At 73.4% G+C, this 14,069-nt stretch carries 12 protein-coding genes; 3 read left to right on the top strand and 9 right to left on the bottom strand.

The genetic code is table 11. The features are described 5' to 3' along the window. Nucleotides 1–22: 22 nt before the first annotated feature. Entirely contained in the window at nt 23–1,237 is a 1,215-nt protein-coding gene (locus H1A17_RS08400; RefSeq protein ID WP_145917671.1) for a PP2C family protein-serine/threonine phosphatase, read from the bottom strand. A gap of 142 nt (nt 1,238–1,379) precedes the next feature. Here H1A17_RS08400 and H1A17_RS08395 point away from each other — a divergent pair, with 142 nt between their 5' ends. Then, on the top strand, nt 1,380–1,769 hold the full coding sequence (locus tag H1A17_RS08395) for a DUF1304 domain-containing protein (RefSeq protein WP_194821559.1): 390 nt from the start codon (nt 1,380–1,382) through the stop codon (nt 1,767–1,769). Nucleotides 1,770–1,963: 194 nt separating this feature from the next. Next, the gene (locus H1A17_RS08390; RefSeq protein WP_194821558.1) at nt 1,964–2,560 is read left to right on the top strand and encodes a hypothetical protein; all 597 of its coding nucleotides are present in this window, start codon (nt 1,964–1,966) and stop codon (nt 2,558–2,560) included. A 15-nt stretch (nt 2,561–2,575) separates the two neighbouring features. Here H1A17_RS08390 and H1A17_RS08385 read toward each other — a convergent pair whose 3' ends face one another. The 7 genes from H1A17_RS08385 to H1A17_RS08355 form a co-directional block, all read right to left on the bottom strand. After that, nucleotides 2,576–3,259, bottom strand: coding sequence for a response regulator (locus H1A17_RS08385; RefSeq protein ID WP_145917668.1), 684 nt, complete (start codon nt 3,257–3,259; stop codon nt 2,576–2,578). Next, entirely contained in the window at nt 3,256–5,796 is a 2,541-nt protein-coding gene (locus H1A17_RS08380; protein WP_194821557.1) for a DUF4118 domain-containing protein, read from the bottom strand. The genes H1A17_RS08385 and H1A17_RS08380 overlap by 4 nt, the downstream gene beginning before the upstream one ends. A gap of 84 nt (nt 5,797–5,880) precedes the next feature. After that, complete coding sequence (locus H1A17_RS08375) at nt 5,881–6,762, bottom strand: potassium-transporting ATPase subunit C (protein ID WP_194821556.1); 882 nt, start codon at nt 6,760–6,762, stop codon at nt 5,881–5,883. Next, a complete protein-coding gene (gene kdpB, locus H1A17_RS08370) occupies nt 6,762–8,951 on the bottom strand; it encodes a potassium-transporting ATPase subunit KdpB (protein ID WP_145917665.1) in 2,190 nt (729 codons plus the stop codon). Before kdpB ends, H1A17_RS08375 begins: the two co-directional genes overlap by 1 nt. 20 nt (nt 8,952–8,971) lie before the next feature. Further along, on the bottom strand, nt 8,972–10,627 hold the full coding sequence (kdpA, locus tag H1A17_RS08365) for a potassium-transporting ATPase subunit KdpA (RefSeq protein ID WP_145917664.1): 1,656 nt from the start codon (nt 10,625–10,627) through the stop codon (nt 8,972–8,974). After that, the gene (kdpF, locus tag H1A17_RS08360; RefSeq protein WP_067312053.1) at nt 10,627–10,716 is read right to left on the bottom strand and encodes a K(+)-transporting ATPase subunit F; all 90 of its coding nucleotides are present in this window, start codon (nt 10,714–10,716) and stop codon (nt 10,627–10,629) included. The genes kdpA and kdpF overlap by 1 nt, the downstream gene beginning before the upstream one ends. 287 nt (nt 10,717–11,003) lie before the next feature. Then, nucleotides 11,004–12,539 carry a glycosyltransferase family A protein gene (locus tag H1A17_RS08355; RefSeq protein WP_145917663.1) on the bottom strand — a complete coding sequence of 512 codons (1,536 nt, stop codon included), beginning with the start codon at nt 12,537–12,539 and terminating at the stop codon, nt 11,004–11,006. Nucleotides 12,540–12,935: 396 nt separating this feature from the next. Between H1A17_RS08355 and H1A17_RS08350 the strand changes: the two genes are divergently transcribed. Continuing rightward, nucleotides 12,936–13,364 carry an ATP-binding protein gene (locus tag H1A17_RS08350; protein ID WP_145917662.1) on the top strand — a complete coding sequence of 143 codons (429 nt, stop codon included), beginning with the start codon at nt 12,936–12,938 and terminating at the stop codon, nt 13,362–13,364. 104 nt (nt 13,365–13,468) lie between these two features. Here H1A17_RS08350 and H1A17_RS08345 read toward each other — a convergent pair whose 3' ends face one another. Continuing rightward, on the bottom strand, nt 13,469–14,065 hold the full coding sequence (locus H1A17_RS08345; protein ID WP_375372799.1) for a DUF3152 domain-containing protein: 597 nt from the start codon (nt 14,063–14,065) through the stop codon (nt 13,469–13,471). Nucleotides 14,066–14,069: the final 4 nt, after the last annotated feature.

Raw genomic sequence — 14,069 nt, 5'->3', positions numbered from 1 at the left:
CCGGCCACCCCGCACGGGTCGCTCAGCGACCGGGCGTCGGACCCCCGGGCAGGTCGGGGAGCGGCGACCGCGACGGACGCCACTCCAGCAGCAGCGCCGTCGCGTCGTCGTCGAGCTGCCCCTCCTGGTAGGCGACCACCGCGCGCACCAGCCGGCGCATCGTCTCCGGGGTCGCCAACCGGTCGTTGAGGGCCCGGTTGACGAAGTCGACGAGACGCTCCAACCCGAACCGCTCCCCGTCGACGCCGCGCGCGTCGGTGATGCCGTCGGTGTAGGCGAGGATGCGGTCCCCCGGATGCAGCTCCTCCTCGTACACCTCGGGGCGGTGGGTCGTCAGGTGGCCCAGGCCGAGCGGGAGCGCGGTCGGGCCCGGCAGTTCCCGGATCGCCTTGCCGTCGCGCAGCAGCAGGGCGCCCGGGTGACCGGCGTTGATCACCCGGAGCCGACCGGTGCTCCGGTCCAGCTCGGCCAGCAGCGCGGTGGCGAACAGGTGGGGGTGCTCGGAGCGCACCCACCTGTCGATGCTGATCGCCGTGTCGACCAGGTCGAGGCCGCACCGGCGGGCGTTGCGGTAGGCGCTGACCACGAGGGAGGCCAGGGTGCTCGCCTTGATGCCGTGCCCGCAGGTGTCGAACAGCCCGACGCTGAGCACGTCACCGTTGAGGGCGTAGTCGACGATGTCGCCGCCGACGTCGTAGCACGGTTCGAGGATGGTGGTGAGCAGCATGTCGTCGGTGGCGAAGGTCAGCGGGGGCAGCAGGCCCCAGACGATCTCGGCGGCGACCTGCATCGGCAGCCGACGTCGCAGCCGCTCGACCACGTCGCCGTACGGTCGGCGGTTCACCACCAGTTGACCGACGCAGGTCGCCAACTCCCAGGCCGGCTCGTCCATCGCCGGGTCCCCGGCGACCGGCGAGACGATCTCCAGGACACCCATCCGCTCGCACCCGACCAGCAGCGGCACCCAGACCCGGTCCGGGCTGTCGGCCGCCCGCTGCACGTCGAGGCCGGTGAACGCCCGACCGGCGAGGGTCGTCTCGATCGACAGCTCACCCCGGTCGAGGCCGGCACCGAGCAGCGGTACGAGACTGGCCTGCTGGTAGTCGGCCAGGTAGATCACGATCTCGGTGGCGTCCATGGCTGGCGCAGCCCGGTTCACCAGCATGGGCAGGTCGTCCGGCCCACCGCGGGGTGCGGCGAGTTGGAGCCAACGCACCGCGTCACCCGCGTCGACCATCTACCTGAGCCTCCCCCACGTTGTCCTCCACACCGTAGGAGTCACGGGGACAACCCGCCACCGGCCGATACGGGGGCACAGCGGACAGGGAGAATGCCGGTGGCGGACATCTCCGGCCCGCCCGAACGCAGGAGGCAGCGTCGTGATCGTCGCAGGGCTCGTCCTGGCCGGAATCTCCGGCCTCGTCCACGTCTACATCTTCTACCTGGAGTCCGTCGTCTGGACCTCCGCCCGCGCCCGCGCGGTCTTCGGCACCAGCCGCCAGGAGGCGGAGGTGACCCGGCAGCTCGCCTTCAACCAGGGCTTCTATAACCTCTTCCTGGCGGTCGCGGTGGTCGTCGGCATCGTCGCGTACGCCGTGGGCGCGCACACCGTCGGCGCGACCCTGGTCTTCGTCGGCGCCGGGTCGATGGTCGCCGCCGGTCTGGTGCTGCTGATCTCGGCACCGTCCAAGGCCAGCACCGCGCTCAAGCAACTCCTCCCTCCACTGCTCGGCGTCGTCGCCCTGGCGGTCGGGCTCAGCCTCGGATAGCGAGGCGGGACAGCGACGCTCCGTGATGTCCTCGTACGATGCTGCCACCGTACGACCGACAGGAGCGCTCCATGTCCCCTCATCGCCCACGGTGGGCTGCGGCCGTCGTCGGCTGCGTAGCCCTCCTGCTCACCGGTTGCGGGCAGAGCGACCCGGCGGCGGCGCCACCCTCGGCGAGTGCGACGCCGACGACCGTGACCAGCACCACCCTGGCCGCCTCGACCCCGACCACCGCCGCACCGGATCTGCCGACGTTGCAGAAGCAGGCGACCGCCGCGCTGATCGCCCCGGGTGGCCTGGTGGCCGTCGGAGGTGCGCGTAAGCCTTCGGAAGACGAGAAGGAGACCTTCTGGGTGACCGACGTGTGCGACCGGAACATCGCGGCCGACGCCGGCCCGGTGCACGCCAGCCACGCCCGCACCTGGTCCGCCGACGGGCTGTGGGTGCGCAACACGACCCACGCGTACACCGTCCCCGGCACCACCGTGCTGGCCCAGGTGAAGGAGGCCGTCGGCAGTTGCAAGAAGTACAAGTCGCAGGACGAGTCGATCGCCATCCTCGGGCCGGCGACCCTGCCGAGTTACCCGGGTACGGAGGCGCGCTACGGATACTGCTACCGCACCGAGCGGGCCAGCGGGACGGACTTCGTCGCCTGCGACGCCTTCCTCGCCCGGGGCAACCTGGTGTCGGCCGTGATGGTGATCCAGGGGTCCAGCCGCAAGAGCAACACCGACGGCCTGGTGGTCGTCGCGGCGGTGGCCGCCGAGGCGCTCGGCCGGGGCGCGGCCTGAGACCGGGCGCGCCGGTCAGGGACGGTAGCGGTAGCCCATGCCCGGCTCGGTGATCAGGTGCCGGGGCCGGGCCGGGTCGACCTCCAGCTTGCGCCGCAACTGCGCCAGGTACTGCCGCAGGTAGTTGGTCTCCTGCTGGTACTCCGGCCCCCACACCTCGTGCAGGAGCTGACGTTGGCTGATCAGCTTCCCGGGGTGACGCAGCAGCCGTTCCAGCACCGCCCACTGGGTGGGGGTGAGCCGGACCTCGGTGCCGTCGTCCCGGGTGACGGTGCGGGCGGCGAGGTCGACGGTGTGCCGCCCCACCCGGGCGGTCGCGGTGGCGTCGGCCGGTGAGGTGGCGAGGCGGCGGGTGACGGCGCGGATCCGGGCGAGGAGTTCGTCCACCCCGAACGGCTTGGTGACGTAGTCGTCGGCACCGGCGTCGAGGGCGGCGACCTTGTCGGCGCTGCCGGCCCGGCCGGAGAGCACGATGATCGGGATGCCGGTCCAGCCGCGCAGGCCCCGGATCACGTCGACGCCGTCGAGGTCGGGCAGGCCGAGGTCGAGCACCACCAGGTCCGGCGGGTGGCCGGCGGCGGCCTTCAGCGCGGCCGTGCCGGTCCCGGCGACCTCGACGTCGTACCCCCGGGCGCGCAGGTTGATCCGCAGCGCGCGGAGGATCTGTGGTTCGTCGTCGACGACCAGGATGCGGGTCACCGGACCGGCCTCTCGTCGGCGGCGGGTAGCCGCAGCACCATGGTCAGCCCTCCGCCGGGGGTGGTTTCCGGGGTGATGCTGCCACCCATCGCCTCGGCCAGCCCCCGGGACAGGGCCAGCCCGAGCCCCACCCCGGTCTGGTTGTCCCGGTCGCCGAGCCGCTGGAACGGCAGGAACACGTGTTCCCACCGGTCCTCGGGGATACCGGGGCCGGTGTCGATGACCCGCAGCTCCACCCGCCCGGCGTGGGCGCTGGCGGTGATCGTGGGGGGCCGGCCGGCCGGGCTGTGCCGCAGCGCGTTGGCGACGACGTTGACCAGCACCCGTTCCAGCAGGCCCGGGTCGGCGTCGACCGCCGGCAGGTCGGCGGGGATGTCGGTGCGCACCCCGGCGGCGGCCGGCCCCAGCTCGTCCAGGGCCAGCGGTACGGCGTCCTCCAGCCCGACGGCGGTGCGGGTGACGCCCAACGCGCCGGCCTGCAACCGGCTCATGTCGAGCAGGTTCGCCACCAGCCGGCCGAGCCGGTCCAGGGACTCGTCGGCGGTGGCGAGCAGTTCGGCCCGGTCCTCCGGGTCGAACTCGACGTCGGGGCTGCGCAGGCTGCTCACCGCCGCCTTCGCCGACGCCAGCGGCGTACGCAGGTCGTGGCTGACGGCGGCGAGCAGCGCGGTGCGCAACCGGTCGGCCTCGGCGAGCGGCCGGGCGGTGGCCGCCTCCTCGGCGAGCCGTTCCTGGCGCAGCGCGACGGCGGCCTGGGCGGCGAACGCCTCGACGATGCGCCGGTCGGCGGCCTCCAGCCGGCGACCGCTGAGCACCACGGTCAGCCGCTCGTCGACCGGCACCGTGGTCTCCCCCGCGCCGGGGCTGCCCGCCGGGTCCACGCCGACGCTGGCGACCCGACGCCACACGCCCTCCTCGTGGGCGCGGCCGGGCCGGCCGTACGCGTCGGGGGCGAGTTCCAGCACGCTGACCGCGCGCAGCGCGAAGGTCTCCCGCAGCCGGTCCAGCAGCGCCGGCAACGGCCGCTCGCCGCGCAGCACGCTGCCGGCGACGGTGGCCAGGGTCTGCGCGTCGGCGGCGGCGCGGGCCGCCTCCCGGGTACGCCGGGCCGCCACGTCCACCACCCCGCTCACCGCGACCGCCACCGCGACGAAGACGCCCAGCGCGAGCAGGTTGTCCGCCTCGGCGATGGTCAGCGTGCGGTACGGCGGGGTGAAGAACCAGTTCAGCAGCAGCGATCCGCCGAGCGCGGCGACCAGCGCCGGCCACAGTCCACCGACCAGCGCCACCCCGACCACCCCGGCCAGGAAGATCAGGATGTCGTTGGTCAGGGTGAGGTCCGGCAACACCGACAGCAGCAGGGTGAGCAGCGGCAGGCCCAGCCCGGCGAGGGCGAACCCGAGCAGCCGACGCCGCCGGGACAGCGCCGCCGGCATGGCCGCCCCGCGCCGGCCCCGCCCGGCCTCGGGGTGGGTCACCAGGTGCACGTCGATCGCCCCGGAGCGGGCCGTGGTGGTGACGCCGACACCCCGGGCGAACAGCTGGGCGAACCGGCCGCGCCGGCTGGCGCCGAGCACCAGTTGGGTGGCGTTGACCCCCCGGGCGAAGTCGAGCAGCGCGGCCGGGACGTCCGCGCCGAGCACCTGGTGGTAGCTGCCCCCGAGGCTCTCCACCAGGACCCGCTGCCGGGCGAGCTGGGCCGGGTCCGCCCCGGCCAGCCCGTCGTTGCGGGCCACGTGCACGGCGAGCAGGTCGGCGCCCTTGCTCCGGTCGGCGATCCGGGCGGCCCGACGGATCAGCGTCTCCCCCTCCGGGCCCCCGGTGAGGGCGACGACGACCCGTTCCCGGGCCTCCCAGGTGGCGGAGATGCCCTGCTGTGCCCGGTACCGGTCGAGCTGGTCGTCGACCTTGTCGGCCAGCCAGAGCAGGGCCAGCTCACGCAGCGCGGTGAGGTTGCCGACCCGGAAGTAGTTGCCGAGCGCGGCGTCGATCCGGTCGGGCCGGTAGATGTTGCCGTGCGCCATCCGCCGGCGCAGCGCCTCCGGGGTCATGTCGACCAGTTCGACCTGCTCGGCGGCGCGGACCACGGCGTCCGGGACGGTCTCCCGCTGGGTGGTGCCGGTGATCCGGGCGACCACGTCGTTGAGCGACTCCAGGTGCTGGACGTTGACCGTCGACAGCACCGAGATGCCCGCGTCGAGCAGCTCCTGGACGTCCTGCCAGCGCTTCTCGTGCCGGGAGCCGGGCACGTTGGTGTGGGCCAGTTCGTCGACCACGACGAGGTCCGGGCGGCGGGCCAGCACGGCGTCGAGGTCCAGCTCGGTGAAGTCGGTGCCCCGGTAGCGCAGCGGGCGGCGGGGCAGCACCGTCAGGTCGCCGATCATCTCGGCGGTCTGCGGCCGGCCGTGCGTCTCGACCAGGCCGACCACCACGTCGGTGCCCCGCCCGGCCCGCCGCCGGGCCTCCTCCAGCATCGCGTACGTCTTGCCGACGCCGGGGGCGGCGCCCAGGTAGATGCGCAGTTCACCTCGTGGCACGCGTCCATCCTCCCGCTGTGCGTACCGTCCCGGGGGCGCGACCGCCGGGCCGGCACCCCCGGGCGGGGGTGCCGGCGTCGGGGGTCAGCGGGCGGGCAGGTTCCGGTCCAGGGCCAGGTTGAGTTCCAGCACGTTCACCGCGGGGGCGCCCATGAAGCCGAGCGTCCGCCCGGTGGTGTGCTCCCGGACCAGCCGCCGCACCACCGCCGGGTCCGCGCCCCGCTCCCGCGCCACCCGGGCCACCTGGATCTCGGCGTACGCGGGGCTGATGTGCGGGTCGAGGCCGCTGCCGCTGGCGGTGACCGCGTCGGCGGGGACGGCGGGATGCTCCGGTGCGTCCCCCCGGACCGGGGTGACCAGCCCACCGGCGGCCCGGTAGTCCTCCCCGGGCTCCGCCAGCTCCACCGGCACCCCCTGCCAGGAGGCGACGAACGGGGTGGCCGGGGCGGTCTGGTTGACGCTGACCACCCGGGTGATCCGGCCGGTCAGCCCGTCGGCGCGGAACACCGCGAGCACCGCGCCCACCCCGTCGGGCGTGCAGTACGGCCGCCGCCCGTCGACGCCGTCGAGCAGGCCGACCGCCCGGCTGCGCGCGCAGACCTGGCTGAGCAGGCTCCGGGTCGACTGCTGCGGGTCGGCGGCGAGGGTGTCCAGCACGCTCTCCGGGCCGAGGTTCGAGGCGGCGGAGGCGGTCGGGTCGTAGCCGTCGCCGGCCGCCGACGGGCGGGACTGGAAGTAGCGCGGGACGGGGTCGCCGTCGGCGTCGGTGAAGGACTGCCCGATCAGGGCGCTGCCGACGGTCCGGCCGTCCACGGTCAGCAGCGATCCGTCGGCCTTCGCGTCGAGGCCGGGGAGCCGGCCGGCGGCGACCAGGGCGAGCGGGTAGGCGACGCCGAGCAGCACGGTGAACACGAGCAGGGCACGCAGGGCGGCGAGGTGTTGGGCGAGCCAGGTGGGTAGGCGCATCACGAGATCCCCGGGACGTACTGGATGAGCAGGTCGATGAGCTTGATGCCGACGAACGGCGCGACGAGGCCGCCGACGCCGTAGATCAGCAGGTTGCGGCCGAGCAGCGTCGACGCGGCGGCCGGCCGGTACCGCACGCCGCGCAGGGCCAGCGGGATGAGCGCGACGATGACCAGGGCGTTGAAGATCACCGCGGCGAGGATCGCCGACTCGGGGCTGCCCAGCCGCATCACGTTGAGCCGGTCCAGGCCCGGGTAGATGCCGGCGAACATGGCCGGGATGATCGCGAAGTACTTCGCCACGTCGTTGGCGATGCTGAAGGTGGTCAACGCGCCCCGGGTGATCAGCAACTGCTTGCCGATCTCGACGATCTCGATCAGCTTCGTCGGGTCGGAGTCCAGGTCGACCATGTTGCCGGCCTCCTTCGCCGCCGACGTGCCGGTGTTCATGGCGACGCCGACGTCGGCCTGGGCCAGGGCGGGGGCGTCGTTGGTGCCGTCCCCGGTCATCGCGACCAGCCGGCCGCCCTCCTGCTCCCGGCGGATCAGGGCGAGCTTGTCCTCCGGGGTGGCCTCGGCGAGGAAGTCGTCCACCCCGGCCTCGTCCGCGATCGCCTTCGCGGTACGCGGGTTGTCGCCGGTGATCATCACGGTCCGGATGCCCATCCGGCGCAGTTCGGCGAACCGCTCCCGCATCCCGGCCTTCACCACGTCCTTGAGGTGGATGACGCCGAGCGCGCGGGCCGGTTCCCCGGCGACGTGTTCGGCCACCACCAGCGGGGTGCCGCCGTGTCCGCTGATCCCGTCGACGATCCGGTCGACCCCGGTGCCCGGCTCGCCGCCGTGCTCCCGTACCCAGGTCAGCACCGCCGTCGCCGCGCCCTTGCGGACCTTCCGGGCCGGCGCGTCCGGGGGCGTCAGGTCGACGCCGCTCATCCGGGTCTGCGCGGTGAACGGCACGAAGTCGGCGTACGGCAGCGGATCCGGCTCCGGCGTGCCCAGGTCGAACTCCCGCGTGGCCAGCGACACCACCGACCGCCCCTCGGGCGTCTCGTCGGCGAGGCTGGACAGCCGCGCGGCGGCGGCCACCTCGTCGGCGGTGACCCCCTCGACCGGCAGGAACGCGGTGGCCTGTCGATTGCCCAGGGTGATCGTGCCGGTCTTGTCGAGCAGCAGGGTGCTGACGTCCCCCGCCGCCTCCACCGCCCGGCCGCTCATCGCCAGCACGTTGCGCTGCACGAGGCGGTCCATGCCGGCGATGCCGATCGCCGACAGCAGCGCCCCGATGGTGGTGGGGATCAGGCAGACCAGCAGGGACACCAGCACCACCCCGGTCACCCCGGTGCCGGTGACCGCCCCGGTGTCGGGGGCGGCGGCCTGCCAGCCCTTGGCGGAGATCGCCAACGGTTGGAGGGTGACCACGGCCAGCAGGAAGATCAGGGTGAGCGCGGCGAGCAGGATGTTCAGCGCGATCTCGTTCGGTGTCTTCTGCCGGTCGGCCCCCTCGACCAGGGCGATCATCCGGTCGATGAAGCTCTCCCCCGGCCGCTGGGTGATCCGCACGACGATCCGGTCGGAGAGCACCCGGGTGCCGCCGGTGACGGCGCTGCGGTCGCCGCCGGACTCCCGGATCACCGGGGCGGACTCCCCGGTGATCGCGGACTCGTCGACGCTGGCGATGCCCTCGACGACGTCGCCGTCGCCGGGGATGATCCCGCCGGCGTCGACCAGGACGACGTCCCCCTGCCGCAGCTGCGGCGCCGGCACCGCCTCGTCGGTGTACGCGTCGGCGGGCGCGCCCGGGGTCCAGCCGACCAGCCGGGTGGCGACGGTGTCCTGCCGGGCCCGGCGCAGCGTGGCGGCCTGCGCCTTGCCCCGGCCCTCGGCGACCGCCTCGGCGAGGTTGGCGAAGATCACGGTGAGCCAGAGCCAGCCGGTGATCGCCCAGCCGAACACCGACGGGTCGGTGACCGCCAGGACGGTGGTGAAGGCCGCGCCGATCGCCACGATCAGCAGCACCGGGCTGCGCCACAGGGTGCGCGGGTCGAGTTTGCGCAGCGCCCCGGGCAGGGACCTGACCAGCTGCCGGGGGTCGAGCAGGCCGCCACCGGCCCGGGGGGCGGGGGTGTCGACGGCGGGGGTGTCGACGGCCGGCCGGTCGTCGTCGGTGGTCACGGACGCGACGGACATGTCCTCGTTCCTCATGCGGGTCACAGCCCTTCGGCCAGCGGGCCGAGCGCGAGCGCGGGCAGGAAGGTGAGCGCCACCAGGATCACCGTGACGCCGACGACCATTCCGACGAAGAGTGGTCGGTGCGTCGGCAGGGTGCCCTCGGAGGCGGGGACGGGTGCCTGGCGGGCGAGCGAGCCGGCCAGGGCGAGCACGAAGATGATCGGCAGGAACCGGCCGAGCAGCATGCACAACCCGAGCGCGGTGTTCCACCACGCGGTGTTCACGGTGATCCCGGCGAACGCCGAGCCGTTGTTGTTGCTCGCCGAGGTGAACGCGTAGAGCACCTCGGTCAGGCCGTGCGGGCCGGTGTTCAACGCGGTCGCGTCGTTGCCGGTGGCGAAGGCGGTGGCGGTGCCGATCAGCACCAGGGCCGGGGTGACCAGGAAGTACAGCGAGGCGAACGTGATCTCCCGGGTGCCGATCTTCTTACCCAGGTACTCCGGGGTCCGGCCGACCATCAGCCCGGCGACGAACACCGTGATCACCGCGAGGACCAGCAGCCCGTACAGGCCGGCGCCGACGCCGCCGGGGGCGACCTCGCCGAGCATCATGTTGCCCAGCGTCATCATCCCGCCCAGCGCCGTGTACGAGTCGTGGAACGAGTTCACCGCGCCGGTCGACGTCAGCGTGGTGACGGCCCCGAACGTCGCCGAGTCCGACACGTCGAAGCGGACCTCCTTGCCCTCCAGCGCCGCGCCGACCGCCTGCGGCACGGTGCCCTGCCCGGCCAGCTCGAACCCGGTGGTGAGGGCGACGCTGCCGAGCGCCAGGACGGCCATCACCGCGACGACGGCGTAGCCCTGCCGCTGCTGGCCGACCATCCGGCCGAGGACCCGGGGCAGGCTGAACGGGATCAGCAGGATCAGGAACAGCTCGATCCAGTTCGTCCAGGCGGTGGGGTTCTCGAACGGGTGGGCGCTGTTGGCGTTGTAGAAGCCGCCGCCGTTGGTGCCCAGCTCCTTGATCACCTCCTGGCCGGCCACCGGCCCGCCGGGGAGGCTTTGGCCGCCGCCGGTCAGGGTGGTCACGTCGGTGCCGGCGGAGAGGTTCTGCACCACGCCGCCGAGCATCAGCACCAGCGCGCCGAGCACCGCGACCGGCAGCAGCACCCGCAGCACGATCCGCACCAGGTCGACCCAGAAGTTGCCCACCTCGCCGGTGCGGCTGCGGGCGAAGCCCCGGATCAGGGCCACCGCCACGGCGATGCCCACCGCGGCGGAGACGAAGTTCTGCACCGCCAGCCCGGCCATCTGCACCAGGTGCCCCATGGTCGACTCGCCCGAGTACCACTGCCAGTTCGTGTTGGTCACGAAGGACACGGCGGTGTTCCAGGCCCCGTGCGGGACCACCGGGTCGAAGCCCAGCGACAGCCACAGGTGGTCCTGCCACCGCTGGAGGGCGTAGAGGAACAGGACCGAGACGGCGGAGAAGGCCAGCACGCTGCGGGCGTAGACGCCCCACGACTGCCCGGCGGCCGGGTTCACCCCGACCAGCCGGAACACCCCGCGCTCCACCCGGGACTGACGGGTGCCGGCGACCGACCGGTACAGGTGGTCACCGACCGGGCGGTACGCGACGGCGAGCGCCACCACCAGGGACACCACGAAAACGACGCCGGCTGTCCTCGTGGTCATCAGAAACGCTCCGGGAACAGCAGCGCGACGACCATGAACACACCCAGACCGATCGCCAGCACCAGGCCGACGGCGTTGACGGCGTTCACCGCTTCTCCACGCCCCTCACCACGAGGGTGAGCGCCGCGAACAGCACCACCGTCACCAGCACGAACACCACGTCAGACACGCGGACTCCCCCAACCGGACGGGTACGCGTGACCGCCTCCCGGCCACGCCGGGCAATCACAACGCGCTGTCGTCCGACCGGACAGGGGCCATAACGCGACCGTGACGGGGGGCCACGGTTTCTTGACGCGTTCTTCACGCCGGCCGCCCGACCGGTGACGGGGGTCACGGTGGCGCCGGTCCACGTCCCGCTACGGGACGGGCGGGGTCAGCGGCGGATGACCCGCCGGATCGACTCGGGCACCCGGCGGGCCACCGCCCGCCGCAGCCGGAAACGCAGGCTGCCCAGGTACGGCACGGAGACCGGCCGGGCCCCGTCGGCCGCGCAGCGGAACGCCACCGGGAGTACGGCGTCCTCGGTCCAGCCGCAGCAGGTGACCCGGGCCTTGAGGTCCCAGGTGCCCCTGCTCCGGCCGCCGTTGAGCGCCCCGACGTCGAGGCGGGCGGTGCCCCGCTGGACCAGTCGCAGCATGCCGTCGGCCGCCGGGACCAGCTCGACGGTGCCGGTGACCGGCACGAAGAACTCCTCCCGGGTGTCCCGCCGCCGGGCGATCACGTCGAGCTTGGACTGCTTGATCCGGGTGGTGGCGTCCCGCAGGTCGGCCGGGACGTCGTCCACCGGCACCACCAGCAGCCGCTGCTCGCCGTCGGCGGTGAGGGTGAGCGGCCGGTCGCCGAAGGACAGCTCGGCGGTGAGCGTGACGGTCAGGGTGGTGGCGTCCCGCTCGACCCGCTGCACGGTGGGCACGGCCCGGACGGCCGCCTCCCACTCGGCGAGCCGGCGCAGGTCCGGGGTGCGTCCCTGCTCGATGAGCCGGGTGATGATCCGTTGCAGCGGCGGCAGACCGGCGGCGACGCCCGGGGCGAACCGGTCCCGGATCGTCCGCTGCGCCTCGCCGACCAGCTGGTCCACCCAGTCGGCGGGCGCGTCGAGCAGCCGCCGGCCGCGCAACCGGGACACCATCTCGTTGCGCAGCCACCGCCGGTGCAGCCGGTCACGCAGCGGGCCGGGCTCGGTGTGCGCGTCGACGATGTCGAGCGCCTCGCGCAGGTTGACGAAGTAGCCGGCGGGCTCCAGCGCGGTGGCCGTGACGTTGCCGGCGTCGACCCGCCGCTGGTGGTGGTAGCAGACGTAGTCGGCCAGCACGCAGGTGCGCCGGGACAGGAAGAAGGCCCGGGTGACGAAGACGTGGTCCTCCAGCCGACGCTTGCCCTCGGGGAAGCGCAGGTCGTGCTCGACGAGGAAGGAGCGCCGGAACAGCTTGTGCGCGGTGAGGCTGTCGATCAGGGGCGAGTTCTCCAGGGTGGCGTCGAACCGGTTGCGCCGGAACAGCTCGCGCGGCACCGAGCGGCGGTGCCCGGCCATCTTGCCGACCACCAGGTCGGCGTCGTGCCCGGTGGCACAGGCGTACAGGCGTTCCAGCGCCTCCTCGCCGAACCAGTCGTCGTCGTCGGCGAAGAAGACGTACTCGCCCCGGGCGTGCTCGACGCCGAGGTTGCGGGGGCGCGACGGCCAGCCGGAGTTGTCGATGTGCAGCACCCGGAAGTGCGGGTGGGCGGCGGCCAGCTCGTCGAGGCGGGCACCGGTCGAGTCGGTCGAGCCGTCGTCGACGAACATGACCTCGAACTCACCGGCGGGCAGCGACTGGCCCAGCAACGAGGTGACGAGCTTCTCGATGTGCGGTCCGGAGTTGTACGCCGGGACCACGACGGTCACCTTGGGGGTCTTTGTACTGGCGGTCATGGCTCTTCCTGAGGCGGTCCGCGAGCCGGCGCGGGGATGCGCCCAACCGTGCGGACGGGCACCCGTTAGCGGGGCGTTCCGTCGCCGACATGGCCCGTTCAGTTTGCGGACTTTACGCGACCGCAAGGGCTGACGCAGGCCCCGAATCGGATGATTTCTGCGATCCCCGGCGGGACGCCGGAACCCCACCCGTCCCCGCCTGGCACACCACCCTGGACAGTGGCCCGAAGCACACCCCGCCGGGCGCCGGAGGCGGGCCGACGGGGCTCCTGCCCCGGGCCGCCCAGGGGTCGTCGAACCGGGCCGACGCGAGGGGCCGTACGGCGGGTGGCATGCGACGAATCCCCGACAGCCGGGGCTGGCATAGCTGACCGCTACGTAGGGTAAACCGGGATCATGGCACAGCTTCTCACCTCGCCGCCCCCGCCGCAGGCAACCGAGTTGCGACGGTGGGAACTGGCCGATCCCGCCGACCTGCGTACCCTGCGCGCTTCCCTGCACGAGGCCCTCACCGGTGAGCGGCTCCTCGACGGTCAACGGATGGACGAGGTCCCCGAGTTGGTCGTCCTGGTTGCCACCGAACTCGCCACGAATGCCCTCAAGCATGGCATTCCGCCGACTATCGTCCGGTTACTGACCGTCGACGACTCGCTCATCCTCGACGTGGCCGACCACGACCTCAGCAGCATCCCCGAGCTGGCCGACACCCGCCCGATGGGGGCCGGGGGCCGGGGACTCCAGATCGCCATGGCCGTCTCGCTGAAGGTCGGCTGGTACGCCACCGACCGCACCAAGAACATCTGGGCGTCCTTCCCCCGCCGTTGAGCGGACGGGACGCGAAGCAACGGGGCCGATGATGCGCCTTCGCCCGCCCGGGACAGCGCAACATCGGCCCACCTGAGCCGATCAACGCCCGCCCGGAGGCCGGGTCAGCCGTCGGAGGGGATCGGGTCGTCGTACTCGCCGGCCGGGCCGGTGAGCAGGCTGCCGCCCACCATCGGCCAGGCGTTCGGGCGGCAGCCGTGCAGGCCGAGGGTCTGCTGCTGCATCACCGGCGCCGGCCCGCCCGCCGCCGGACACCGTTCGTGCCCCCGGCCCAGCCGGTGCCCCACCTCGTGGTTGAGCACGTACGCCCGGTAGGTGCCGAGGTCGCCCCGGAAGTCCGGCACGCCCCGGGCCCAGCGCGCCACGTTGACCACCACCCGGTCGCCGTTGCGGCAGGAGGTGTACCGGTCGGAGGTGTCCCCGCACAGCTCACCCCGGGTGACCGGGGTGGTCAGCAGCACGGTGAAGTCGGCCGGGGTGTCGCCGCCGACCCGTTGCAGCCGCCACCGGCCGTCGGCGGTCCAGCCCCGGCGGTCGGCGAGCACCACCGCCACCTCCCGACCGAACCGCTCCGGGTCGACGTCGTCGATGCCGCCCTCCACCGCCACCCGGTAGCGCAGCAGCTGCCCGCCGCGCCCGGCCACCGCACCCTGGGCGGTAGCCGTCCGCCAGGTGCCGGTCCCCCGCTGCGGATAACGCAGCGCC

The sequence above is a fragment of the Micromonospora sp. S-DT3-3-22 genome, from assembly GCF_015354745.1.
Classification (GTDB): Bacteria; Actinomycetota; Actinomycetes; order Mycobacteriales; family Micromonosporaceae; genus Micromonospora; species Micromonospora wenchangensis.
Note: the sequence above shows the minus strand (reverse complement) of the source record. Positions and strands in the feature narration are given on the sequence as shown.

Excerpts from the sequence above, each read along its gene's own strand:
- H1A17_RS08350 (WP_145917662.1), top strand. The coding sequence starts at position 12,936 with ATGGCACAGCTTCTCACCTCGCCGCCCCCGCCGCAGGCAACCGAGTTG.
- H1A17_RS08375 (WP_194821556.1), bottom strand. The coding sequence starts at position 6,762 with ATGCGCCTACCCACCTGGCTCGCCCAACACCTCGCCGCCCTGCGTGCC.
- kdpA (WP_145917664.1), bottom strand. The coding sequence starts at position 10,627 with ATGACCACGAGGACAGCCGGCGTCGTTTTCGTGGTGTCCCTGGTGGTG.
- H1A17_RS08400 (WP_145917671.1), bottom strand. The coding sequence starts at position 1,237 with ATGGTCGACGCGGGTGACGCGGTGCGTTGGCTCCAACTCGCCGCACCC.
- H1A17_RS08355 (WP_145917663.1), bottom strand. The coding sequence starts at position 12,539 with ATGACCGCCAGTACAAAGACCCCCAAGGTGACCGTCGTGGTCCCGGCG.
- kdpB (WP_145917665.1), bottom strand. The coding sequence starts at position 8,951 with ATGTCCGTCGCGTCCGTGACCACCGACGACGACCGGCCGGCCGTCGAC.